This window comes from Streptomyces sp. CA-111067 (assembly GCF_050956065.1).
Taxonomy (GTDB): domain Bacteria; phylum Actinomycetota; class Actinomycetes; order Streptomycetales; family Streptomycetaceae; genus Actinacidiphila.
Genome location: NZ_CP192103.1, coordinates 7138345 through 7163016 on the forward strand (window position 1 = coordinate 7138345; position 24672 = coordinate 7163016).

The 24672-nt window shown below is 73.4% G+C and carries 18 protein-coding genes; 14 read left to right on the forward strand and 4 right to left on the reverse strand.

What is annotated here, in order from left to right:
* Nucleotides 1-89: 89 nt before the first annotated feature.
* Both ACQPW6_RS31765 and ACQPW6_RS31770 read right to left on the reverse strand, forming a co-directional pair.
* Nucleotides 90-2579: an ABC transporter permease gene (locus tag ACQPW6_RS31765; protein WP_433893149.1), complete on the reverse strand. Its 2490-nt coding sequence runs from the start codon at nucleotides 2577-2579 to the stop codon at nucleotides 90-92.
* Complete coding sequence (locus ACQPW6_RS31770; protein ID WP_433893150.1) at nucleotides 2573-3487, reverse strand: ABC transporter ATP-binding protein; 915 nt, start codon at nucleotides 3485-3487, stop codon at nucleotides 2573-2575. Before ACQPW6_RS31770 ends, ACQPW6_RS31765 begins: the two co-directional genes overlap by 7 nt.
* 134 nt (nucleotides 3488-3621) lie before the next feature.
* Here ACQPW6_RS31770 and ACQPW6_RS31775 point away from each other — a divergent pair, with 134 nt between their 5' ends.
* The 4 genes from ACQPW6_RS31775 (at nucleotide 3622) to ACQPW6_RS31790 (ending at nucleotide 7970) form a co-directional block, all read left to right on the forward strand.
* Nucleotides 3622-4977, forward strand: a complete 1356-nt coding sequence (locus ACQPW6_RS31775; RefSeq protein ID WP_433893151.1) for a sensor histidine kinase — start codon at nucleotides 3622-3624, stop codon at nucleotides 4975-4977.
* Nucleotides 4978-4979: 2 nt separating this feature from the next.
* Nucleotides 4980-5609, forward strand: coding sequence for a response regulator (locus ACQPW6_RS31780; RefSeq protein ID WP_433894717.1), 630 nt, complete (start codon nucleotides 4980-4982; stop codon nucleotides 5607-5609).
* A 29-nt stretch (nucleotides 5610-5638) separates the two neighbouring features.
* The gene (gene miaB, locus ACQPW6_RS31785; RefSeq protein ID WP_433893152.1) at nucleotides 5639-7153 is read left to right on the forward strand and encodes a tRNA (N6-isopentenyl adenosine(37)-C2)-methylthiotransferase MiaB; all 1515 of its coding nucleotides are present in this window, start codon (nucleotides 5639-5641) and stop codon (nucleotides 7151-7153) included.
* A gap of 100 nt (nucleotides 7154-7253) precedes the next feature.
* Nucleotides 7254-7970: a class III extradiol dioxygenase subunit B-like domain-containing protein gene (locus tag ACQPW6_RS31790; RefSeq protein ID WP_433893153.1), complete on the forward strand. Its 717-nt coding sequence runs from the start codon at nucleotides 7254-7256 to the stop codon at nucleotides 7968-7970.
* A gap of 162 nt (nucleotides 7971-8132) precedes the next feature.
* Here ACQPW6_RS31790 and ACQPW6_RS31795 read toward each other — a convergent pair whose 3' ends face one another.
* Nucleotides 8133-8360 (reverse strand): antitoxin, encoded by a 228-nt coding sequence (locus ACQPW6_RS31795; protein WP_433893154.1) that lies wholly within the window; start codon nucleotides 8358-8360, stop codon nucleotides 8133-8135.
* Between the two features lie 217 nt (nucleotides 8361-8577).
* On the opposite strand from ACQPW6_RS31795, the gene miaA reads away from it, so the two are divergent.
* The 5 genes from miaA (at nucleotide 8578) to hflX (ending at nucleotide 15150) form a co-directional block, all read left to right on the forward strand.
* Nucleotides 8578-9501, forward strand: coding sequence for a tRNA (adenosine(37)-N6)-dimethylallyltransferase MiaA (gene miaA, locus ACQPW6_RS31800; RefSeq protein ID WP_433893155.1), 924 nt, complete (start codon nucleotides 8578-8580; stop codon nucleotides 9499-9501).
* Nucleotides 9502-9606: 105 nt separating this feature from the next.
* Complete coding sequence (locus ACQPW6_RS31805; RefSeq protein ID WP_433893156.1) at nucleotides 9607-10188, forward strand: hypothetical protein; 582 nt, start codon at nucleotides 9607-9609, stop codon at nucleotides 10186-10188.
* A gap of 45 nt (nucleotides 10189-10233) precedes the next feature.
* Nucleotides 10234-11142 (forward strand): diaminopimelate epimerase, encoded by a 909-nt coding sequence (dapF, locus tag ACQPW6_RS31810; RefSeq protein WP_433893157.1) that lies wholly within the window; start codon nucleotides 10234-10236, stop codon nucleotides 11140-11142.
* Nucleotides 11143-11335: 193 nt separating this feature from the next.
* On the forward strand, nucleotides 11336-13504 hold the full coding sequence (locus ACQPW6_RS31815) for a RelA/SpoT family protein (protein WP_433893158.1): 2169 nt from the start codon (nucleotides 11336-11338) through the stop codon (nucleotides 13502-13504).
* 149 nt (nucleotides 13505-13653) lie between these two features.
* Entirely contained in the window at nucleotides 13654-15150 is a 1497-nt protein-coding gene (hflX, locus tag ACQPW6_RS31820; protein ID WP_433893159.1) for a GTPase HflX, read from the forward strand.
* 76 nt (nucleotides 15151-15226) lie between these two features.
* Here the strand turns inward: hflX and ACQPW6_RS31825 are convergent, their stop codons facing one another.
* The gene (locus ACQPW6_RS31825) at nucleotides 15227-16390 is read right to left on the reverse strand and encodes a trypsin-like serine peptidase (protein ID WP_433893160.1); all 1164 of its coding nucleotides are present in this window, start codon (nucleotides 16388-16390) and stop codon (nucleotides 15227-15229) included.
* Nucleotides 16391-16672: 282 nt separating this feature from the next.
* Here ACQPW6_RS31825 and ACQPW6_RS31830 point away from each other — a divergent pair, with 282 nt between their 5' ends.
* From ACQPW6_RS31830 to ACQPW6_RS31850, 5 genes are all read left to right on the forward strand, one after another.
* Nucleotides 16673-18022, forward strand: a complete 1350-nt coding sequence (locus tag ACQPW6_RS31830; RefSeq protein WP_433894718.1) for a diaminobutyrate--2-oxoglutarate transaminase — start codon at nucleotides 16673-16675, stop codon at nucleotides 18020-18022.
* Nucleotides 18019-19866, forward strand: coding sequence for an IucA/IucC family protein (locus ACQPW6_RS31835; RefSeq protein ID WP_433893161.1), 1848 nt, complete (start codon nucleotides 18019-18021; stop codon nucleotides 19864-19866). The genes ACQPW6_RS31830 and ACQPW6_RS31835 overlap by 4 nt, the downstream gene beginning before the upstream one ends.
* A 34-nt stretch (nucleotides 19867-19900) precedes the next feature.
* Nucleotides 19901-20584 carry a GNAT family N-acetyltransferase gene (locus tag ACQPW6_RS31840; RefSeq protein WP_433893162.1) on the forward strand — a complete coding sequence of 228 codons (684 nt, stop codon included), beginning with the start codon at nucleotides 19901-19903 and terminating at the stop codon, nucleotides 20582-20584.
* 80 nt (nucleotides 20585-20664) lie between these two features.
* Complete coding sequence (locus ACQPW6_RS31845) at nucleotides 20665-22425, forward strand: IucA/IucC family protein (RefSeq protein ID WP_433893163.1); 1761 nt, start codon at nucleotides 20665-20667, stop codon at nucleotides 22423-22425.
* Between the two features lie 88 nt (nucleotides 22426-22513).
* Nucleotides 22514-24622 (forward strand): ATP-dependent DNA helicase, encoded by a 2109-nt coding sequence (locus ACQPW6_RS31850; protein ID WP_433893164.1) that lies wholly within the window; start codon nucleotides 22514-22516, stop codon nucleotides 24620-24622.
* The last annotated feature ends 50 nt before the right edge of the window (nucleotides 24623-24672 follow it).

Sequence of the window (24672 nt, forward strand, 5' to 3'; positions counted from 1 at the left end):
CGAAGCGCGCGGTGAAACGGCTGCCTGTGTGCGCCCGGCTGATGGTCATACGTATCCGGTGTGACCGGTCCTCCAGCGGCGGGCGGTGGTCATACATAGCCAGTACGACCGCGCCGCAGCGCCCACCGCGCGGGCAGCACCGCCGCCGTCACCGCGATCAGCGCGCAACCGCCCGCCATGACGCCGAGCGCCTGCCAGGGCACGATCACCGGCGACGGCACCGAGAGCGCGGCCAGGGCGGCCCGCACCCCCAGCAGGTTCAGTCCGGCCACCGCCGCACCCAGTACCGCGCCCACCGCCACCACCAGCAGCGCCTCCGCCGCGACCGACCGCAGCACCTGCCAGGTCGTGGCCCCGGCCAGCCGCAGCACCGTCAGATCGCGCACCCGGTCGGAGGTGGCCATCACCATGGTGTTGGCCAGCGCGATGGCGCTGTAGAGCAAGGCGATGCCCAGCACCATCAGGAAGCCGGTCCTGGTCTGCCCGTCGGTACGCGGCGCACTGGCCGCCAGCCACTGCGCCCTGCTCAGCACGTGGGCGCCGGAACCGCTCACCGCCGCGCGCAACGCAGCTGCGACGGTTGCCGGATCGGCGCCCGGGCGCAGCTTCACGTCGATCCGGTCGGGCGGCAAGCCTTCCGCGTTGCGCGTGGTGACGTACGCCCCGTTGCCGCCGGTGCCCTGGCGCAGCACCGCGGCGATCCGCAAGGAGACCTTGCGGCCGTCGCCGAGCCAGACCTCGACCGTGCGCCCCACCGTGTGCGTCTGCCACTCGTCGGTGACGACGATGCTGTGATCGTCCAGGTCCGCCAGGCTGCCCGCCGCCACCGGGAGCCGTTCCACCGCCGCCAGTCCTGCGGGGTCCGCTGCCCGGGCCGCTTCCCGTATCAGCGCCACCCCGTCTTCCACGACGTACACGGCGGTCGGGGTGAGCGCGGCGCTGACCGTTCCCGGGATGCGGGCGATCCTGGCGGCGGTCCGCGCGTCGAACCCCGCGCTGCCCGCGTTCGTCGCACGGTCGTTCTTCCTACCGTCGCTCTGCGAACCATCAGCCTCTGTGTCGGATTGCGGGACGACCACGAAATCGGCCGCAGTCTGCGAGCGGTTCTCCGCGGCCCGCGCCGCGCTGATCGTCGCGGTCGTGCCCAGCAGCGAACCTGCCAGCGCCACGGTGATCAGTACCGGCGCCGCGACCGCGGCCGTGCGCCGCACCCCGGCCGCCGCGTTCTCCCGGGCCGGCATCCCCGCCGCGCCGCAAGCACGGGCGGCGGCCCCGAGCAGCCGGACCAGCGGACCCGCCACCATCGGCGCGAGCAGCGCGAACGCGGTGATCAGCAGCATCGGCTGGGTGGTGTACGTCTTGCGGTGCAGCGCCTCCGCCGGATCCGCGGCGAGCCGCCAGACGGCCAGGCCGACCCCGCCGAGCAGCAGTGCCAGGCCGGCCGCCCGCCGGACCGGCGGAAGCGTCCCGCTGTCCACCTGCGCGTCCCGCAGCGCCTGGAGGGGCCCGACCCTCCCCGCACGCCGGGAGGCGCTCCACGCCCCCGCCAAGGCGAATGTGAGACCGGTCCAGAAGGCGAGCTGGTACGGCCAGAGCGCGCTGCCGACCGTGAACCAGTCCGGAGCGACACCGGCGCTCACCAGCCACCCCGCCAGCCGGGGCGCCCCCAGGCCGCCCAGCACGCAGCCGGCCGCCGAGGCCGGCACCGCGACCGCCGCCGCCTCCGCGAGTACCGACCGGCGGATCTGCCGGGGCGTCGCCCCCGCCGTGCGCAGCAGCCCGAACTCGCGCCCGCGCTGGGCGACGGCGAAGGCGAAGGTCGACGCCACGACGAAGACCGACACGAAGCCGGTGACCCCGGCCGCCGTGCCGACCAGGGCGTTGACCGCGGTCAGCGCCTGGTGGTCGCCGTCCGGATCGGGATCGGCGGCCCGCCGGGCGTCGCCGGTCAGCACCTGCGTGCCGGCGAAGCCCGCCACAGCCGCGCGGACGGCGGCGGGCGGCGCGTCCACCACCAGGTTGTCGATCCGCGGCGCGAGCCGGGCGGCCTCGGCGTCGGTGAAGAACACCGCCTGCTCGAAACCCGGCCCGGCGACAGTGCCGACCACGGTCCTCGGCCGCCCGGCGAGCGTCAGCCGGTCGCCCAGCGCGAACCGGCCGCCGGTGACCACGATCTCGCCGGCCGATCTCGGCGCCCGCCCGGACGCCAGCCGGTAGGGCGCGAAGGCGGCCACCGACCACGGATGCCCGGCCCTGCCGTCGCCCAGTTGGACGGTGCGGTCGGCGACGGTGCGGCCGACCGTGGCCAGGTGCGCGGCGAGCGCCGGGGAGACCGGACGGGGAACGGCGAGCGGCTGCTGCCGAACGCCGTTCGCGGTCCGCACCTTGAGGGTGTCCGCGCCGCGTACGACAACCGGCGCCCGTGCGAACCGCTGCGGTTCCTGGTGCGGCGCGTCCAGGGTGGCGGCCAGCGTCAGGCCCATGGCGGCGATCACGCCGACCCCGAGGGCCAGGGCGGTGAACGTACCGGCGTACGTCACCCAGCGCGTGCGCAGGGTGCGCAAGGTCAGGCTCAGCACGCGGCGCTCACCGGCCACCACGTGCCCGCGCCGGTCGGAGCGGCGGCCCGCCGTGGCGCCACTACCGGCGCGCGGGCCGAACCGCCGGAGGGTGCCGCACCCGTCATCCGCGTCATCCTGGCCGCCACCGACTCGGCGGTCGGTGCCAGCAGTTCGCCGCTGACCCGGCCGTCGGCGAGGAAGACCACCCGGTCGGCGAATCCGGCGGCGACCGGGTCGTGGGTGACCATGACGACGGTACGGCCGTCGCCGCGCACCATCTCCCGCAGCAGCCCGAGCACCTCCCGGGCGCCGGCCGAATCCAGCGCCCCTGTGGGCTCGTCGCCGAACAGCACCTCCGGCGCGGTGATCAGCGCCCGCGCCAGCGCCACCCGCTGCTGCTGGCCGCCGGACAGCTCCGAGGGCCGGTGCCGGCCGCGGTCCGCGAGACCCACCCTTGCCAGCGCCTCGCGCATCTGCGCCGGGTCCGGCCGCCGCCCGGCCAGCCGCAGCGGCAGCGCCACGTTCTGTTCGGCGGTCAGGGCGGGCAGCAGATTGTAGGACTGGAAGACGAATCCGATCCGCTGCCGGCGCAGCAGCGTCAGCCCGGTCTGGCTCAGCGCCGTCAGCTCGGTGCCGCCCAGCAGTACCGAACCGGACGTCGGCCGGTCGAGGCCCGCCGCGCACTGGAGAAGCGTCGACTTCCCCGAGCCCGAGGGTCCCATCACGGCGGTGAACGTCCCGGCGGGAAAGGCGACCGAAACGCGCTCAAGGGCGCGGACGGCGCTCGGCCCGGAACCGTACGTCCGGGTGACCGAGCGCAACTCGACGGCGTGGCCGTCCACCGCACGGCCGTCCACCGCACGGCCGTCCACGGCACCGCTCCCGGCCGCAAGGGTGCCGCTCCGCCTGTTCTTCCAGCTCTTCATGCGAACCAGCCAACCGCCGGGCGACCCAGCGGCACACGACAGCTGGGGCGAGTCCTGAGGTAGTGCGGGCACTACCCCGCACACTCCACCCAGGACGTTGGCCGGTTCGCGGCGCCGCCTTCTACGGTGGGGCGATGCACCCCCCAAACGCCTGGCAGGCCATGGCCCGGCCGGGATTCCTGCGGTCGTCGTGGCCGTGGCGTTCGGCGGCCTACCTGCTCAGCGGCGGCCCGCTGGGCGCCGTGCTGCTCGTCGCGCTCACGGTCGGCACGGCGGTCGGCGGCGTGCTGGCCGTCGTGGTGGTCGGGCTGCCGCTGCTGGCCGCGCTGGCACTGGCCGGGCTGCCGGTGGGCGCGCTCGAACGCCGCAGACTGCGCTGGATCGACCCCGTTCCGGCGCCCAGCCCGCACCGGCCGCCCGCCCGTACCGGGCTGTGGGCCTGGGCGGCCACCCGGTACCGCGAGCAGGCGACCTGGCGGGAGCTGGCCTACGCGCTGCTCCTCGCCCTCGTGCTGTGGCCGCTCGACCTGCTGGCGGTGACGATGGCGCTGGCCGTACCGCTCGCACTGGTGGCCACTCCGGCCCTGCTGGCCGCCGCGGGCGACGGCGGCGAGGTCCGGGTGCTCAAGGTGTGGGCGGTCGGCTCCTGGCCCGCATCTGCGGGTCTTTGCGTCCTCGGCGTGCTGCTGCTCGCGGCCGGCGGCTACCCGCTCACCGCCTTCGCCGGCGCCAGGGCGGCGGTCGCCAGGGCGCTGCTGGCGCCCCGGGACACCGAGTCGGCCCGGCGGATCACCGAACTCACCCGGTCCCGGGTCAGGCTGGTGGACGCCTTCGAGACCGAACGGCGGCGGATCGAGCGGGATCTGCACGACGGGGCGCAGCAGCGGCTGGTCTCGCTGACCATGACACTCGGCCTGGCCCGGCTCGACGCCCCGCCAGGGCCGCTCGCCGACGTGCTGGCGGGCGCGCACCACGAGGCGGAACAGGTGTTGGTGGAGCTGCGCGAGCTGATCCACGACATCCACCCGCAGGTGCTGGCCGACTACGGACTCGAAGCAGCCGTGGCGGACGCGGCCGACCGCTCGCAGATACCCGCCGCAGTGGTGCTCGATCTGCCGGACCGCCTCCCGCAGGCCGTCGAGGCGACCGCGTACTTCGTGGTGCGCGAAGCGCTGGCCAACGCTGCCCGGCACAGTGGTGCGTCCCGCGTCACCGTCACCGGTGGGCACCGCGACCGGCGGCTGACCGTCGAGATCCGCGACGACGGGCACGGCGGCGCGTCCGTCGAGCGCGGCACCGGCCTGCTCGGCCTCGCCGACCGGGTCTCGGTGCTCGATGGCAGACTCACGCTGTCCAGCCCGTCCGGCGGCCCGACCCTGCTGCGAGTGGAGATCCCGTGCGAGACGACAGCCGCCCCGCGGGCCGGCAGGACGGCGGCCACGGCGACCGGGACGAGCGCCCAGGCGGCGCCCACCGAACGCTCCGGGTAGTCCTGGCCGAGGACAGCGTGCTGCTGCGCGAGGGCCTGATCGGGCTGCTCGGCCGCTTCGGGCACGAGGTCGTCGCGGCGGTCGGCGACGCCGAGGCGCTGACGGCGGCCGCGGCCGCGTACCGGCCCGACATCGTGGTCACCGACGTCCGGATGCCGCCGGGCTTCGCCGACGAGGGCCTGCGCGCCGCGCTCGCGCTGCGCGAGGAGCAGCCGGGATTGCCGGTGCTCGTCCTGAGCCAGTACGTGCAGCGGCGGTACGCCACCGAACTGCTCGACACCGGTGACGGTTCCGGCGTCGGCTACCTGCTGAAGGACCGGATCGGCCACGTGGCGGACTTCCTCGACGCCGTGCACCGGGTCGCTGACGGCGGCACAGTGGTGGATCCGCAGGTCGTACGGCAGCTGCTCAGCCGGCGCCGCGACCCGCTGCACCGGCTGACCGCACGGGAGCGCGAGGTGCTGGCGCTGATCGCGGAGGGCCGGTCCAACGGCGCGGTGGCCGAGGAGCTGGTGGTCACCCAGGCCGCGGTCGCCAAGCACATCGGCAACATCTTCGCCAAGCTCGACCTCCCGCCGGCCGACGGCACCCACCGCCGGGTGCTGGCCGTACTGGCCTTCCTGCGCGGCTGACGGCCGGCGGCAGCCCTTACCCTGGACGGGTGAGCGGCAGTGAGGTTGGCGTGTTGAGAACGTACGAAGTGCGCACTTACGGGTGTCAGATGAACGTCCATGACTCCGAGCGGCTGTCCGGCCTGCTGGAGGACGCGGGCTACGTCCGCGCGCCCGCGGGCGCCGACGGCGCCGACGTCGTGGTGTTCAACACCTGCGCGGTGCGGGAGAACGCCGACAACCGCCTCTACGGCAACCTCGGCCAGCTGGTGCCTAAGAAGGCCGCGCGGCCCGGCATGCAGATCGCCGTCGGCGGCTGCCTCGCCCAGAAGGACCGCGAGACCATCGTCAAGCGCGCGCCCTGGGTGGACGTGGTCTTCGGCACCCACAACATCGGCCAGCTGCCGGTGCTGCTGGAGCGGGCCAGGATCGCCGACGAGGCGCAGGTGGAGATCGCCGAGTCGCTGGAGACCTTCCCCTCGACGCTGCCCTCGCGCCGGGAGTCCGCGTATGCCGCCTGGGTGGCGGTCTCGGTCGGCTGCAACAACACCTGCACGTTCTGCATCGTGCCCGCGCTGCGCGGCAAGGAGAAGGACCGTCGGCCCGGCGACGTACTCGCCGAGGTGGAGGCGCTCGTCGCCGAGGGCGTCATCGAGGTGACCCTGCTCGGGCAGAACGTCAACGCCTACGGCTCCGACATCGGCGACCGCGAGGCATTCGGCAAGCTGCTGCGCGCCACCGGCGCCGTCGAGGGCCTGGAGCGGGTGCGCTTCACCTCGCCGCACCCCCGTGACTTCACCGACGACGTGATCGCCGCGATGGCCGAGACGCCCAACGTGATGCACCAGCTGCACATGCCGCTGCAGTCGGGCTCCGACACCCTGCTCAAGGCGATGCGCCGCTCGTACCGGCAGGACCGCTACCTCGGCATCATCGAGAAGGTCCGGGCCGCGATGCCGGACGCCGCGATCACCACGGACATCATCGTGGGCTTCCCCGGCGAGACCGAGGAGGACTTCGAGCAGACCCTGCACGTGGTGCGCGAGGCGCGCTTCGCGCAGGCGTTCACGTTCCAGTACTCGAAGCGGCCCGGCACGCCCGCCGCCGAGATGGACGGCCAGATCCCCAAGGCCGTCGTGCAGCGGCGCTACGAGCGGCTGGTCGCGCTCCAGGAGGAGATCTCCTGGGAGGAGAACAAGAAGCAGGTCGGCCGCACCCTGGAGGTGCTGGTCGCCGAGGGCGAGGGCCGCAAGGACGACGCCACCAGGCGGCTGTCCGGGCGCGCGCCCGACAACCGGCTGGTGCACTTCGAGCGGCCCGCGCAGGAGGTGCGGCCCGGCGACATGGTGACCGTCGAGATCACCTACGCGGCCCCGCACCACCTGCTCGCCGAGCGGCCCGCGTCAGCTGTGCGGCGTACCCGGGCGGGCGACGCCTGGGAGCGGCGGAACGCGGCGCCGGCCGCCCCGGCGGGCGTGATGCTCGGGCTGCCGACGATCGGGGTCCCGGCGCAGAGCGAGGGCGCCGCGGCGGGTGCCGGGGCGGGCGGCTGCTCGGTCGGCTGAGCCCCGCCTCGAACTGCGGGCCGCACGGCGTACGGCTGCGGCTCGCTCGACGGGCTCCCCGGCAGCCCTGTGGCGGTCTGCCGCCGGTAGGGTCTGGATCATGCTGGTCGCCGCCGCCGTCTGCCCCTGCCCGCCGCTGCTGGTCCCGGAGGTGGCATCGGGCGCCGCCGCCGAACTCGACGTGCTGCGGGCCGCCTGTGCGGACGCGGTGGGCGTGCTGGCGGCATCGAGGCCGGACCGGCTGGTGGTCGTCGGACCTGCCGAGCAGGCCGACAGGGGTGTCTTCGCCGCCGGCTCGCCGGGCTCCTTCCGGCCGTTCGGCGTGCCGCTCGACGTGACGCTGGGCGCGCCGGTTCCGGGCGCCGGCGAAGGTCAGAGCCGCGAACTGCCGACGTCGCTGACCGTCGCGGCCTGGCTGCTGGCCGGGTGGAACGCCGCACAGTTGGAGGGCCTCGGCGTGGGGGAGCAGCTGGAGCCCGAACGCTGCGCCACTGCGGGGCGCACGATCGCCGAGTCGGCGCCGCGGGTGGCGCTGCTGGCGATGGCGGACGGCAGCGCCTGCCGCACGGTCAAGGCGCCCGGTTATCTGGACGAGCGCGCCGAGCCGTACGACGCGGCCGTGGCCGTCGCCCTTGCGTCGGCCGACACGGAGGCGCTGGCCGCACTGGATCCGGCGCTGGCCCAAGACGTCAAAGCCGCCGGTCGCGCGCCATGGCAGGTACTGGCGGGCGCGGCGGAGGGCGCGGGACTGAACGGGCAGCTGCTCTACGACGCAGCCCCGTACGGCGTGGGGTACTTCGTCGCCGCCTGGACCTGACCGCGCTGCCGGAAACCGGCACAGAGGCGGGGCGTACGCGCACAGGCCGGAAACACGCACATATGCGGCGGACAGACCGCGGACGGTGGAAATCCGCGGCCGTCCAGTCTTCGATCACCAGCGCGGCGCGGCCACGTGGCAACGCGCGCTCACCGGTGCGGGTCAGGCAGGCGTGTCGCCGTCCTTGCCCTTGAGGTTGCCCAGCGCGTCCTTCGCCTTCGACGTGCCGGTGTCGATCTTGTCGGTGTACTTTCCACCGGTCTTGGAGTCCACCGTCTTGGCCGCCTTGTCCATGCCCGACTCGATCTTGTCGCCGTGCTGCTGCGCGAGGCCCGGGGCCTTGCTCTTGGCCATGCCGAGCTTGTCCTTGATCGTGTCCATGAATCCCATCTGGCACCTTCCTTCGAAGTCCCTCGAATCTCGTCGAAGGGGACGCGGCAGGGCGTGGGCCGAGGGCCGGATCCACCACACACGGCCTCCGGTGCCGACGGCTCGCATCCGGATGGTCAAACCACCAGAAAACGCCCCTCTCGCTTTCCGACCCTACTCGCACGGACGAAGATCCGCTCGATCGAGGTCCGCGGCCGATGTTTGGGACACTGGTCCCGTGAAGAAGCGTGTGATCACCGTCGTGGGACCCACCGCGGCCGGGAAGTCCGATCTTGGCATCGCCCTGGCCAAGGCGCTCGGCGGCGAGGTGGTCAACGCCGACTCGATGCAGCTGTACCGGGGCATGGACATCGGCACCGCCAAGCTCCCGCCGGACGAGCGGCAGGGCGTGCCACACCATCTGCTGGACATCTGGGACGTCACCGAGGCCGCCAACGTCGCCGACTACCAGCGGCTGGCCAGGGCCGAGATCGACCGGCTGCACGCCGCGGGCCGGCTCCCGATCCTGGTCGGCGGCTCGGGCCTGTACGTCAGGGCCGCCATCGACGACCTGGAGTTCCCCGGCACCGACCCGGCCGTACGCGCCCGTCTGGAGGCCGAACTCGACATGCGCGGCCCCGGGGCCCTGCACGCCCGGCTGGCCGCCGTGGACCCCGCCGCGGGCCGCGCCATCCTGCCCAGCAACGGGCGCCGGATCGTCCGCGCCCTCGAAGTCGTCGAGATCACCGGCCGGCCCTTCACCGCCAACCTCCCCGACGCGGGCGCCGGGCGGTCCCTGTACGACACGGTGCAGATCGGCATCGCCTTCCCGCGCCCGGAGCTCGACGAGCGCATCACGCAGCGGGTGGACCGCATGTGGGCCGCCGGGCTGGTCGACGAGGTCCGCGCCCTGGAGGCCGCGGGGCTGCGCGAGGGCCGCACGGCGTCCCGCGCGCTCGGCTACCAGCAGGTGCTCGGCGTGCTCGCCGGGGAGCGCACGGAGGACCAGGCCAGGGCCGAGACCGTACGCGCCACCAAGCGCTTCGCGCGCCGCCAGGATTCGTGGTTCAGGCGCGACGGGCGTGTGCGCTGGCTCACTGCCCGGGGAACGGAACTCGCAGACCAGGCGCTGGTGTTGCTCGAGGAAGCGGTCACAGCCTGATCACGTGATGGCATCGGGACGCTCCGGCGTCCAGGACCTGCCGTTGGAGCGTGCCATCATCGAGCATCAGGCTGTGGTGTCGGACTTCTGGGAGGGCGCGTGGCGATGGCAGTCGGCCCACGCGACACCCCACCCGGGCGCGGCGGAGCGGCGGATTCGGACCAGCCGCAGGAGTCGCCGGAGTCCTCCGTGGTGCCAGAACCCAGGACACCTCTGGAATCGCACGAGTCACAGGAACCCCTTGGGTCCGCGGAACCCCTCGTCCCCCTGGGGCACTTGGAGTCCTTGGACGCGCTGAGCGACCTCGGACCGCTGGCCTCCATCGAGGCGATCCCGCCCATGGAGGACGGCCAGTCCTTCGGCGAACTGCGCCCGCCGCGGCGGCTGCGGATCTGGCAACTCGCCCCGATCACCGCGCTGGCCGTCGGCGGCTCCCTGATGTTCGCCTTCCCGCTCGCCTTCGAGTCGGGCGACGCCGGTCCTGTGGTGGCCATGCTCGGCCTGCTGCTGTGCTGCTGCGCCGCCGGCTGGGGGCTGATGGCCGCCCGCAGGGTCGGGCAGACCTGGCCGGGCCTGCCGCCCCGCGGCTCCGGCGCCCGCCCCGACTGGCGGTTCGTCGCCGGCTACACCGCCCTCATCGTGCTGCTGGCCGTGCTCGCCGTCTGGCGCGTCGCGCGGCTGCGCTGACCTCCGCTTCTCCGCCGGGCGGCCCGCCCGCGTACGATCGGAGCTGTGACAGACGCGCGCTCCGGCACCCCTCCGCTCGCCTTCCTCAAGGGACACGGCACCGAGAACGACTTCGTGATCGTCCCCGATCCGGACGGCCTGCTCGAGCTGTCCGCCGCCGATGTCGCCCTGCTGTGCGACCGCCGGGCCGGCATCGGCGGTGACGGCCTGCTGCGCGTCGTACGCTCCGCCGCCCACCCCGAGGCCGCCGCGCTGGCCGACCGCGCCGAGTGGTTCATGGACTACCGCAACAGCGACGGCAGCATCGCCGAGATGTGCGGCAACGGCGTACGCGTCTTCGCCCGCTACCTGCAGCGCACCGGCCGCGCCGGCGCCGGCGACCTGGCGGTGGCCACCCGCGCCGGAGTGCGCGAGGTGCACATCGGCAAGGACACCGAGGACGGCACGCCGGGCGACATCACCGTCGGCATGGGCCGCGCCGCCTTCCCCGAGGGCGCCGTCACCGTCACGGTGGGCGACCGCAGCTGGCCCGCGCTGCACGTGGACATGGGCAATCCGCACGCCGTCGTCTTCGTTGACGACCTCGGCCAGGCAGGAAACCTCTACGAGGCCCCCGTGGTGGCGCCCGCATCGGCCTACCCGGCCGGTACCAACGTCGAGTTCGTCGTCGACCGCGGCCCCCGCCACGTGGCCCTGCGGGTCCACGAGCGCGGCTCGGGCGAGACCCGCTCCTGCGGCACCGGCGCCTGCGCGGTGATGGTCGCCGCCGCCCGCCGGGACGGGCTCGACCCCGCCGCCACCGGCCGGCCCGTCACGTACACCGTGGACGTCCCCGGCGGCCGGCTGGTGATCACCGAGGGCACCGACGGCCGGATCGACATGACCGGGCCCGCCCTCATCCTCGCCGAGGGCGTCGTCGATCCCGTGTTGACGGCCGCAGGCCCGGCGCGCTGACGTCCGCTGTCCGGGTGTAGATCCGGCCTTATCCGCCCGGAACTCCCGCACACCATCCCTCGAACGGGTGATGGGGATCACTCTCGGCGAGAGCGTGACTGCCGCACGTGGTGGGCTCGATAGCATCAATCACCGGCGCGGCCCCACGGGTCGTGGAGGCTCCCGCAGCCGGCCCACGCTGCCGGAGGTGCCGATGAGCGCAGACAACGCGGTAGACGCCGAGATCACCGCCGAGGCCCGCCGCCGCGGGCTGCGCCGGATCGGCCTGCTCCGGCTGGGACGCGCGGCACTGCTCGGGCCCGGCGGCAAGGACCGGGTGCCGGACGCGATCGAGCACCTGACGAAAGTGCACAGGGCCCGACATCCGCGGGCGGGGGCCGAGGCCATCGAGACGCTGCGGCGGGCGTACGTGCTCGCCGAGTCCTCGCACCGCGGCCAGACCCGCAAGAGCGGCGAGCCGTACATCACCCACCCGCTCGCCGTCACCCTGATCCTGGCCGAACTCGGCGCGGAGACCACCACGTTGACCGCGTCCCTGCTGCACGACACCGTCGAGGACACCGAGGTGACCCTCGATCAGGTGCGCGAGCAGTTCGGCGAGGAGGTCTGCTACCTGGTCGACGGGGTCACCAAGCTGGAGAAGGTGGACTACGGCGCCGCCGCCGAGCCCGAGACCTTCCGCAAGATGCTGGTCGCCACCGGCAGCGACGTCCGGGTGATGTCGATCAAACTCGCCGACCGGCTGCACAACATGCGCACCCTGGGCGTGATGCGCCCCGAGAAGCAGGTCAGGATCGCCAAGGTCACCCGGGACGTGCTGATCCCGCTGGCCGAGCGGCTCGGCGTGCAGGCGCTCAAGACCGAGCTCGAAGACCTGGTCTTCGCGATCCTGCACCCCGAGGAGCACGCCCGCACCCAGGAGATGATCGCGGCCAACGCCGAGGGCCCCGACCTGCTCGCCGCCATCGCCGAGGACCTGCGCAAGGTGCTGCGCGAGGCGGACATCGCCGCCGAGGTGGCGATCCGGCCGCGGCACGCCGTCTCCGTGCACCGCGTGCTGCTCAAGCGCGGCGGCGGGGAACTCGGCGGCTGTGACTTCGGCCGGCTGCTGGTGCTGGTCGCCGAGGACGCCGACTGCTACGCCGTACTGGGCGAGCTGCACACCTGCTTCACCCCGGTGATCGCCGAGTTCAAGGACTTCATCGCCGCGCCCAAGTTCAACCTGTACCAGTCGCTGCACACCGCCATCGCCGACGACCAGGGCCGGATCGCCGAAGTCCTGGTCCGCACCCGGCGGATGCACCGGGTGGCGGAGGCCGGCGTGATCTCGCTCGGCGACCCGCACGCCGCCGCCGACACCGCGCCGCCCGCCGAGGGCGACCCGGCGTCATCCGCCGACGGCTGGGGGAGGGTGGACCCCACCCAGCCCGGCTGGCTCGCCCGGCTGCTGGAGTGGCAGCGCGCGGCGCCCGACGCCGACACCTTCTGGTCCGCGCTGCGCGACGACCTCGCCCAGGACCGCGAGATCACCGTCTTCACCGCGGAGGGCACCGACGCCTCCGGCACCATCCGGCTGCCCGCGGGGGCCAGCTGTGTGGACGCCGCCTTCGCCGTGCACGGCGAGCAGGGCCACAGCTGTATCGGCGTCCGGGTGAACGGGCGGCTGGCACCGCTCGGCACCCGGTTGCGCGACGGCGACACGCTCCAGCTGCTGATGGACGACACCGCGGCCTCCGGGCCGGCCGCCGACTGGTTGGAGCACGCCGCCACGCCCGCCGCTCGGATCGCCATCACCCGGTGGCTGGAGCAGCACCCCGCGCCGGCTGAGCCCCACCAGCCCGACGCCCCGCCGGTCCGGCCCACCCCCGCCGGGGCCGGCGCACCGGCCGCGGAACCCGTGGCCGTCACCGACCTGCCCGGCGCGCCCGTCCGGCTCGCCAGGTGCTGCACCCCCGTGCCGCCCGACGACGTGACCGGGTTCGTCATCCGCGGCGGCACCGTGGCCGTGCACCGCGCCGAGTGCTCCACCACCGCCCGGATGACCGCCACAGGCCGGAGCCCGGTGCCCGTCCGCTGGCGCGACGGCACTCCCGCCCACGGCTACCGGGCCACCGTGCTCGCCGAGGCGCTCAGCCGCCCCAGGCTGCTCGCCGACCTGACCGAGGCCATCGCCGCCCAGGGCATCAGCATCGTCTCGGCCGACGTGGAACCGCCGCAGGAGCACCGGGTCCGCCACACGTACACCATGGAGCTGACCGATCCCGGCGCGCTGACGGGACTGATGCGCGCGATGCGCGCGGTGCCCGGTGTCTACGACGTCTACCGCGCGCGGTCGGCCGCCGCCCTCGACGGCGAGCACTGACCGTGCCGGGCGCCGGTGCCCAGCGCTCGCGCCCGGACCGGCGGACACCCGCGGCGAAACCCACGTGACCGTACGTGCCGGGCGTGCGACCATCGTAGTGAGGGCGTGAAACAAGCGTCCGACTTCTGACCGTACGACCAAAGGATCCAATGACCTCCACCTCTTCTTCCTCTTCTGACGCCCGCCAGCGCCTCCCCGAGAGCCTTCGGGCCGACGCCCTGATGGAAGAGGACGTCGCCTGGAGTCATGAGATCGACGGGGAGCGCGACGGCGACCAGCTGGAGCGCTCGGACCGTGCCTCTCTGCGCCGGGTCGTCGGACTCTCCACCGAACTCGAGGACGTCACCGAGGTCGAGTACCGCCAGCTGCGGCTGGAGCGCGTGGTGCTCGTCGGCGTGTGGACCTCGGGCACCGTCGACGACGCGGAGAACTCGCTCGCCGAGCTGGCCGCGCTCGCCGAGACCGCGGGCGCGGTCGTCCTGGACGGCGTGATCCAGCGCCGCGACAAGCCGGACCCGGCCACGTACATCGGCTCGGGCAAGGCGCAGGAGCTGCGCGACATCGTCGTGCAGACCGGCGCCGACACCGTGGTCTGCGACGGTGAGCTGAGCCCCGGCCAGCTCATCCACCTGGAGGACGTCGTCAAGGTCAAGGTGGTGGACCGCACCGCCCTGATCCTTGACATCTTCGCCCAGCACGCCAAGTCCCGTGAGGGCAAGGCGCAGGTGTCACTGGCACAGATGCAGTACATGCTGCCGAGGCTGCGCGGCTGGGGCCAGTCGCTGTCCCGGCAGATGGGTGGCGGTGGCTCCGGCTCCTCGGGCGGCGGCATGGCCACCCGTGGTCCCGGTGAGACCAAGATCGAGACCGACCGGCGGCGGATTCGCGAGAAGATGGCGAAGATGCGCCGGGAGATCGCGGCGATGAAGACCAGCCGCGACCTCAAGCGGCAGGAGCGCAAGCGGCACAAGGTGCCGTCGGTGGCCATCGCCGGCTACACCAACGCGGGCAAGTCCTCGCTGCTCAACCGGCTCACCGGTGCCGGCGTCCTGGTGGAGAACGCGCTGTTCGCCACCCTGGACCCGACCGTGCGCCGGGCCGAGACCCCGGGCGGCCGGCTGTACACGCTGGCCGACACCGTCGGATTCGTCCGGCATCTGCCGCACCACCTGGTCGAGGCGTTCCGCTCCACCATGGAGGAGGTCGCGGACGCCGACCTGATCCTGCACGTGGTGGACGGCTCGCACCCGGTGCCGGAGGAGCAGCTCGCGGCTGTCCGCGAGGTGTTCCGCGATGTCGGCGCGCTCGACGTGCCCGAGATCGTGGTGGTCAACAAGGCGGACGCGGCAGACCCGCTGGTGCTGCAGCGGCTGCTGCGCAACGAGAAGCACGCCATCGCGGTGTCCGCCCGTACCGGTCAGGGCTTCGACGAGCTGCTGCGGATCCTCGACGAGGAACTGCCGCGGCCGGACGTCGAGGTCGAGGCCCTGGTGCCGTACACCCACGGCGGGCTGGTCTCCCGGGTGCACGCCGCCGGTGAGGTCCTCTCCGAGGAGCACACCGGGGACGGCACGCTGCTCACCGTGCGGGTGCACGAGGAACTGGCCGCCGAGCTGGCCCCGTTCACGCTGGCCACCCGGCACTGACCGGATGAGTAAGGGCCCGCCTCCTGGAGGCGGGCCCTTACTCGTGCCTCAGCACTAGTACCTCAGCGCCCATACCTCAGCGGAACTTCGCGCTCACCCCGTCGAAGACCTTCTTGGCGTCGGCGCCCAGATAGGGCCCGGCCAGCCAGGTACTGGTCACCGGGCCGATCGACGTGTTGCTGATCAGCGCGGTCTTGCCGTCCGGCTGCCTGGCGAACCAGCCGCCGCCGGACGAACCCGCCGTCATGGTGCAGCCGAGCCGGTACTCGGTGGGCGCCTGCGCGTTCAGCGACAGCCGCCCGGAGCGCCCGGTGCAGTCGTACATCCGCTGGCCGTCGAACGGCGGCGCCGCCGGGTATCCCCACGCGCCGATGGTGCCGACGGTCTTCGCCGAGGGAGCGCCGAACCAGACCGGCATCGCCGAACCCACGGTCTCCTCCAGCGACTTGCCGCTCGACCCCTTCTTCGGCTCCACGTGCAGCACCGCGAAGTCGTACGGCGAGCCGCTGCCGCCGGACTCCGCGCCGGTGCTGATCCACTGGTCGGAGGTGCTCGCCCAGTCGGCCCAGAACACCCCGTACGGCGCCAGCACGTCACGCTGCGCGCCCTTCAGCGCCGCGGTGCTCGCCGCGCCGTCGTTGTAGGCAGGCACGAAGGCGATGTTCCGGTACCAGCCGCCGGCCGCGCCCGCGTGCACGCAGTGCCCGGCCGTCCACACCAGGTTCGACTTGCCGGGATGCGCCGGGTCCTGCACCACCGTGGCGGAGCAGACCATCGAGCCCTTGGGGCTGTCGAAGAACAGCTTTCCGACACCGGGCGCGTTGTCGTGGTAAGGCGCGGAGACCTTCTGTGCCTGCACCGGCGGCGGCGCCGGGTCCGTCCTGCCCAGGTCGGCCGAGACATCTGCCGGGACCTGCTTGTCGCTCTGGTCGGCGTGCTGCATGCGGTCGTCACTCCACAGGCCCTTGATCACCGGATTGACGAAATCCGCCGCCTTGCGCAGCCAGTTGGACTTGTCCCAGTCCTTCCAGGCACCGTCCTTGTACGCCTGCTCCCACTTCTTCAGGTCGTTCAGGCTGGTGGGGAAGGACGTGGGCAGTCCATGGCTGCTGCTCGCGGTCGTCGAGGCGGCCGGCTTTGCGTCGTTCGACGAGCCCCCAGACGAACCGCATGCGGTGGCGGTGCCCGCCAGCAGTAGGGCCGCCGCTAGGGCCACGGCTGGTCTGCGTATGGATGCCATGAACGACGTCCCCCGAGAAATCTGTGCAGGGTCCTGCGGAAGCCGGCGCCGCCGAGCGGCCGCACCGGCACGGCGTCCTGTGCGCCGTCGGTGTGATGGACGATCGGCGGCCACCACCGGTTCCCGGCCCGAAAGTTCTGCGTACCGCCCGTGATCGGGCCGTCGCGGCGTCGTTAGAACGGATGGGGACGATATGCCCGCACGCCGACCGGGAGGGGAGAGCACGTGGCCGCCATTTCGAGCGCGCCCGGACAACTCGGGGCCTCAGCCGACGACTTCACGATGGCGGAGGGAGTCCTGCGCAGACAGGCGCAGCGCGAGTCCGCGGCACGCACCTATGCGCGGTCGCTGCCCGTGGTGCCGGTCCGCGCCCGGGGGATGACCGTGGAGGGCGCCGACGGCCGCCGCTACCTCGACTGCCTCTCCGGCGCCGGCACGCTCGCGCTCGGCCACAACCACCCGGTCGTCCTCGATGCCATCAGAGGCGTCCTCGACTCCGGCGCCCCGCTGCATGTCCTCGATCTCGCCACCCCGGTCAAGGACGCCTTCACCACAGCCCTGTTCGAGACGCTGCCGCCGCAACTCGCGGAGCACGGCCGGATCCAGTTCTGCGGCCCGGCCGGCACCGACGCCGTCGAGGCCGCGATCAAACTCACCCGCATCGCCACCGGGCGCGGCGGCCTGCTGGCGTTCTCCGGCGCCTACCACGGCATGACGGCGGGCGCACTCGCCGCAACGGGTGACACCGCCGTACGGGCCCCGGTCGCGGAGGCCGACGCGCGTGTCACCCGGCTGCCGTATCCGTACGACTACCGCTGCCCGTTCGGCATCGGCGGTGACCGCGGCGCGGAGATCGGCGCCCGGTGGACCGCGCATCTGCTGGACGACCCCAAGGGCGGTGTGCAGCCGCCCGCCGCCATGCTGCTCGAAGCGGTGCAGGGCGAGGGCGGCGTCATCCCGGCGCCCGACGGCTGGCTGCGCCGGATGCGGGAGATCACCGAGTCCCGCGGCATCCCGCTGATCGTGGACGAGGTGCAGACCGGCGTCGGCAGGACCGGCACCTTCTGGGCGGTCGAGCGCAGCGGCATCGTGCCCGACGTCATGGTGCTGTCCAAGGCCATCGGCGGCAGCCTGCCGCTCGCGGTGATCGTCTACCGCGAGGAGCTGGACGGCTGGCAGCCCGGCGCCCACACGGGCACCTTCCGCGGCAACCAGCTCGCCATGGCCGCGGGCACCGCCACCCTGCGCTTCGTACGGGACAACGCGCTGCACGAGCGGGCGGAGGCGATCGGCTCCCGCATGCTCAGCAGGCTGCGCGGGCTGTCCGCGCACCACGCCTGTATCGGTGACGTACGGGGCCGCGGCCTGATGATCGGCGTCGAACTCGTGGACACCGAGGCCGAACCCGACGACTACGGCGCCCTGCCCGCCGACCCCCGACTCGCCTCCCGGGTCCAGCACGAGGCGCTGCGCCGCGGCCTGATCGTCGAACTGGGCGGCAGGCACGCCGGCGTCATCCGGCTGCTGCCGCCGCTGACCATCACCGACGAGCAGGCCGAGGCCGTGCTCGACCGGCTGGCCGGGGCCATCGAGGCCGCACGGGCCGTACCGACAAGTGGAGTTCTGGCATGACCGCTCGCGTGGACCCCGGTCCTCCCGCCTCCTCGCCGACCGGCCCGTCCGACCCGGCCGGCAGCGGCCTCGTGCCGCCGCAGCGCGCCCGTACGGCCGCCGGCCCCGACCCGCTGGAGAGAGCCGCCGCGTACGACGTCGCCGAGGCCGCGGGCACCGAGAACCTGCTGCGCTGCTGGGTACGCGAGACGGGCCTGACCCAGCCGGCCGACGGCCTGCTGCGGATCCCGCTGGCGGCCAGCGGCACCGAGGCGCAGACGGACGTCCACCACTGGTCGCCCGCCGGGCACCACCGGTTCGGGCCGGCCCGGCTCGCCACCGCCGACGGCACACCGCTGAGCGCCGTCGCGCTCGCCTCGCTGCTGGCCCGCGAGGTGGGCGGCGATCCCGCCGAGGGCGCCGGACTGGTCTCCCGGGTGGCCGACTCGGTCCGCCGGACCGCCCGCTTCATCGAGGAACGGCGCGAGCGGCCCGGCCGCGCCGACCCCACCCTGCCCTTCCTCGACTCCGAGCAGGCGCTGATCTTCGGGCACCCGCTGCATCCGGCGCCCAAGAGCCGCGAAGGGCTCAGCGACGGCGAGAGCGCCGCGTACTCACCCGAGGCGCGCGGCTCATTCCCGCTGCACTGGTTCGCCGTCGACCACGCGCTGCTCGCCTCGGACTCCGCCTGGACCGAACGCGGCCGGCCCGTGTCCGCCACCGATCTGCTGACCACTCTGGCCGGACCCGGCCTGAGCTGCCCCGATGGCACCGCGCCGCTACCGCTGCACCCCTGGCAGGCCGCCGACATCCGGCACCGGCCCGGCGTGCGGACGCTGTTCGACGCCGGGCTCCTGCACGACCTGGGGCCGCTCGGCGAGCCGTGGCACCCCACCTCCTCGGTCCGTACCGTCTACCGGCCCGGATCGCCGGCGATGCTCAAACTGTCGCTGGGCGTCCGGATCACCAACTCCCGCCGGGAGAACCTGCGCAAGGAACTCCGCCGCGGCACCGAGGTGCACCGGCTGCTGCGCGGCGGCCTCGCCGCACAGTGGCAGGCCGTCCACCCGGCGTTCGACATCGTGCGCGACCCCGCCTGGCTGGCGGTGAACTCGGCGGACGGGCTGCCGGTCAGCGGGCTCGACGTGGTGCTCAGGCACAGCCCGTTCGGTGCCGGCGACCAGGCGCACTGCGTGGCCGGACTGACCTCGCCGCGCCCCTGGCCCGGTGTCCCGGCCCCGGAGATGCGCTCGCGGCTCGCGGTGCTCGTCGCGCGGCTCGCCGGCAGCACCGGCCGCGCCGCCACGGCCGTGGCCACCGAGTGGTTCCTGCGCTACCTGGACGCCGTGGTGCGGCCGGTGCTGTGGCTGGACGGCGCGGCGGGCATCGCGCTGGAAGCCCACCAGCAGAACACCCTGGTCCTGCTGGACGCGGCCGGCTGGCCGTCCGGCGGCCGCTACCGCGACAACCAGGGGTACTACTTCCGCGAGTCGCACCGGGCGGAGCTGGACCGGCGGCTGCCGGGCATCGGCGCCGACAGCGACACCTTCGTCAGCGACGCGATCGCCGACGAGCGGTTCGCCTACTACCTGGGCATCAACAACGTCCTCGGCCTGATCGGGGCCTTCGGCTCGCAGCGGCTCGCCGACGAGCGGGTGCTGCTCGCCGCCTTCCGCCGCTTCCTCGGCCGGGCGGCGGCCGAGCCCGCCGGCATCCGCAGCAGCCTGCCGGAACGGCTGCTCAGCAGCCCGGAGCTGCGCGGCAAGGCCAACCTGCTGACCCGGCTGCACGGGATGGACGAACTCGTCGGCCCGGTCGACACCCAGTCCGTCTACGTCACCATGCCCAACCCGCTGGCCGTCTGACCCGCGGCGCCACCCAGGAGAGGAAGGGGCCGCGTTGCCAACAGCCGACTCCAGTACCGAGGACACCCTCGATCTGAAGCTGACCCCCGAGATCCTCGCCCTCTTCGCCGACACCGTGCCGGAGGAGGCCGACGAATCCGCCCCGCCGGGACTGGTCGGGCACGTCGCCGGCTGGCCCGCGGCGGCCACGGCCGCCGGCGCCTTCCGGCTGGTGCCGGTCGTGGTCGAACGCGACCTCGAACTGGTCAGCCGGTGGATGAACGATCCGGCCGTCGCGGAGTTCTGGGAGCTGGCGGGCGGCCCCGGCGTCACCGAGAAGCACCTGCGCCCGCAGACCGAGGGGGACGGGCGGAGCGTGCCGTGCCTGGGGGTGCTCGACGGCACGCCGATGAGCTACTGGGAGATCTACCGCTCCGACCTGGACCCGCTCGCCCGGCACTACCCGGCCCGGCCGCAGGACATCGGGGTGCACCTGCTCATCGGTGGCGTCGCCGACCGGGCCCGCGGCCTGGGCGGCACCCTGCTGCGCACCGTGTGCGACCTGGTGCTCGACAACCGGCCGGGCTGCTCCAGGGTGATCGCGGAGCCGGATCTGCGGAACACGCCCTCCGTGGCGGCCTTCCTGACCGCCGGCTTCCGGCTGTACGGCGAGGTCGAACTTCCCGGCAAGCGGGCCGCGCTGATGATCCGCGACCGCGCGCTGCGCCACCTGCTCTGAGCCCCGACCGTGTTCCGCGCCGGGCCCCGCCCGCGTCCTCCCTTTCTGCCTGCCCTCCGGTCCCCTCGCAGGAGCCCACCGTGACCACCGCACCACCGTCCTCCTCCGCCGCCTGGCAGCGCGCGGCCCGGCGCCTGCTGGCGAAGCTGCTCGCCGAGTTCGCCTATGAGGAGGTGATCGCCCCCGAGCCGGAACCCGAGCGCGGCGGCACGGCCTACCGCCTGCCGCTCGGCGGCGACGTCACCTACCGCTTCCACGCCCGGCGCGGCTCCTACGGCAGCTGGTACGTGGACGCGGACAGCATCACCCCCACCGGCGACCCGCTGCACTTCCTGCGGTACGGCCACGACGGCGTGCTGGGCCTGAGCGGCGACACCACCGGGCACCTGATCAAAGAGCTGCTCGCCACGATCAGCGCCGACGTACGGCTCGACACCACCGCGCTGACCGCCGCCGAGCTCGCCGACCTCGACTACGCCGAACTCGAAGGACACCAGACCGGCCACCCCTGGCTCGTCGCCAACAAAGGGCGGATCGGCTTCTCGGACGCCGACGCGGCCCGCTGGGCGCCCGAAGCCCGCAAGCAGCACCGGCTGCCGTGGATCGCCGTCCACCGCCGGATGGCGCGGTACCGCGGTACCGCCGCCCTGCCCACCCCCGATCTGCTCTACGCGGAAGAACTCCCGCCCGCCACGCTCGACACCTTCCACCACACCCTCGCCGACCGGCACCTCGACCCGGCCGACTACCTGCTGCTGCCCGTCCACCCCTGGCAGTGGGACCAGATGATCGCCCCGCTCTTCGCCGCCGCGATCGCCGACGGATCCATCATCCGACTCACCACTGACAACGACCTGCGGCTGCCCCAGCAGTCGATCCGCACCTTCCTGAACACCAGCCATCCGCGGCGCCGTACGGTCAAGCTGCCGCTGTCCGTCCTCAACACCCTCGTGTGGCGCGGTCTGCCCACGGAACGCACCCTGGCCGCCCCCGCGGTCACCTCATGGGTGCAGGCACTGCGTGACGGCGACGACTTCCTGCGGGACGAGACCCGGGTGATCCTGCTCGGCGAGGTCGCCTCCGTCACCGTCGAACACCCGCAGTACGACCGGCTGCCCACGGTCCCGTACCAATACCGCGAACTGCTCGGCTGCATCTGGCGCGAACCGGTGGCCGGGCAGCTCGACCCGGGGGAGCGGGCCCGTACTCTCGCCGCGCTGCTGCACACCGATCCGGCCGGGCATTCGTTCACGGCGGAACTGGTGGAGCGTTCCGGTATCGCGCCGCGCGCCTGGCTGCGGCATCTGTTCGCGGCCGTTCTCCCGCCGCTGCTGCACTTCCTCTACCGGTACGGCACGGTCTTCTCCCCGCACGGGGAAAACGCCATCGTGGTCTACGACGAGCACGACATTCCGGTGCGGCTCGCGGTGAAGGACTTCGTCGACGACGTCAACATCTGCGCGGAACCGCTGCCGGAACACCTCACCCTCCCGGATGACGTCCGCGCGGTGCTGCTGACGGAACCCGCCGGATTCCTCACCCAGTTCATCCACTCCGGGCTCTTCGTCGGCGTCCTGCGCTATCTCGCGCCGATCTGCGAGGCCCGGATGGACGTTCCCGAAGCCGATTTCTGGCTTCTGGCACGCGAGGAGATCCTGCGCCACCAGGAGCGCTTTCCCGAGCTCAAGGACCGCTTCGCGATGTTCGACCTGCTCACCCCGCGGATCGAGCGGCTGTGCCTGAACCGCAACCGGCTGCATCTGGACGGCTACCGGGACCGGGCCCAGCGCCCGCACGCCGCCGTACACGGCACCGTCCCCAACCCGCTGCACTGCCCCTGAGCGCCCTGATGCCCCTGACCGCCTGGATGCCCGTCACCGCCCGGATCCGGACCCGGCTGTCAGTGGGCGGCCTTAGGCTGGCCTCCCTATGACTGCCACACCACCACCCGCGCTCACCGACCTGCTGCATGCCGCCGTCACCGCCGTCGGCGGCCTGGAGCGGGCCGGTCAGGTCACCATGGCCCAAGCCGTCGAGGCCGCCGTGGACGACCAGTCCCATCTGCTCGTCCAGGCGGGCACCGGCACCGGAAAGTCGCTGGGCTACCTGGTGCCCGCACTCGCCCACGGCGAGAAGGTGGTGGTGGCCACCGCCACCCTCGCCCTCCAGCGCCAGCTGGTCGAGCGCGACCTGCCGCGCACCGTGCAGGCGCTGCGGCCGCTGCTGCGCCGCGAGCCGCAGTACGCGATGCTCAAGGGCCGCTCGAACTACCTGTGCCTGCACCGGCTGCACGAGGGCGTGCCGCAGGACGAGGAGGACGGCCTCTTCGACCCGTTCGAGGCGGCGGCGCCCACCAGCAAGCTCGGCCAGGACCTGCTGCGGATGCGCGACTGGGCCGACGAGACCGAGACCGGCGATCGCGACGGCCTCACCCCCGGCGTCTCCGACCGGGCCTGGAGCCAGGTGTCGGTCACCTCCCGCGAGTGCCTGGGCGCCACCAAGTGCGCCTATGGCGCGGAGTGCTTCGCCGAGGCCGCCCGGGAGCAGGCCAAGCTGGCCGACGTGGTGGTCACCAACCACGCGCTGCTCGCGATCGACGCGATCGAGGGCGCCCCCGTACTGCCCAGCCACGAAGTGCTGATCATCGACGAGGCGCACGAGCTGGTCTCGCGGGTCACCGGAGTCGCCACCGGCGAGCTCAGCCCGGGCAACGTCAACCGGGCGGTGAAGCGCGCCTCCCGGCTGGTCAACGAGAAGGCCGCGGATTCCCTGCTGAGCGCCGGCGAGGGCTTCGAGCGGGTGATGGAACTGGCGCTGCCCGGACGGCTGGAGGAGATCCCGGAGGACCTGGGATACGTGCTCGCCGCGCTGCGTGACGCCTGCCGGCAGGTGATCACCGCCCTGGGCGACACCCGCGACAAGTCGGTGCAGGACGAGGACGCGGTGCGCAAGCAGGCGCTCGCCGCGGTGGAGCACGTCCACGAGGTCAGCGAACGGCTGCTGCTGGGCTCGGAGTACGACGTGGTGTGGTGCGAGCGGCACGACCGCTTCGGGGCCTCGCTGCGGGTCGCTCCGCTGAACGTGTCGGGGCTGCTGCGCGAGAAGCTGTTCCCGGAGCGCTCGGTGGTCCTCACCTCGGCCACCCTCAAGCTGGGCGGCGACTTCAACGGGGTGGCCGCCTCGCTCGGGCTGGCCCCCGAGGGCACCGAGGGCGAGGACGTGCCGCCCTGGAAGGGCATCGACGTCGGCTCGCCCTTCGACTACCGCAAGCAGGGCATCCTGTACGTCGCCCGGCATCTCGCGCAGCCCGGCAGGGACTCCAGCCGGGAGGACATGCTCGACGAGCTCGCCGAGCTGATCGAGGCGGCCGGCGGCCGGACGCTCGGACTGTTCTCGTCGATGCGCGGCGCCCAGGCGGCGGCGGAGGCGATGCGCGGGCGGCTGAAGCACCCGGTGCTTCTCCAGGGCGAGGAGACCCTCGGCGAGCTGATCAAGACCTTCTCGCAGGACGCGGAGACGTGCCTGTTCGGCACGCTGTCGCTGTGGCAGGGGGTGGATGTGCCGGGCGTGAACTGCCAGTTGGTGGTGATGGACCGGATCCCGTTCCCGCGCCCCGACGACCCGCTGATGAGCGCGCGGCAGAAGTCGGTGGAGGAGCGCGGCGGCAACGGCTTCATGGCGGTGGCGGCCACCCATGCCGCGCTGCTGATGGCCCAGGGGGCCGGCCGGCTGATCAGGGCGATGGGCGACCGGGGCGTGGTGGCGGTGCTCGACCCGCGGCTGGCCAACGCCCGTTACGGCAGCTTCCTGCGGTCCTCCATGCCGGGCCTGTGGTACACCACCGACCGCAACCAGGTGCGGCGCTCGCTCGCGGCGATCGACGCGGCGGCGAAGACGCCGGCGGCGCCCAAGACGGAGGCCGTTGCCGAGGCCGAAGCCGCTGTGGAGGCCGCAGTCGAGGCCGCGGCCGGGACTGAAGCCGCGGCCGAGTCCGAGGCGACGGCGGGGTCCGAGGTGACGGCCGCGACGACGGCCTGAGGGCATGGCGGGGCCCCGGGACCGGCGCAGTGGTCCCGGGGCCCGGTCGC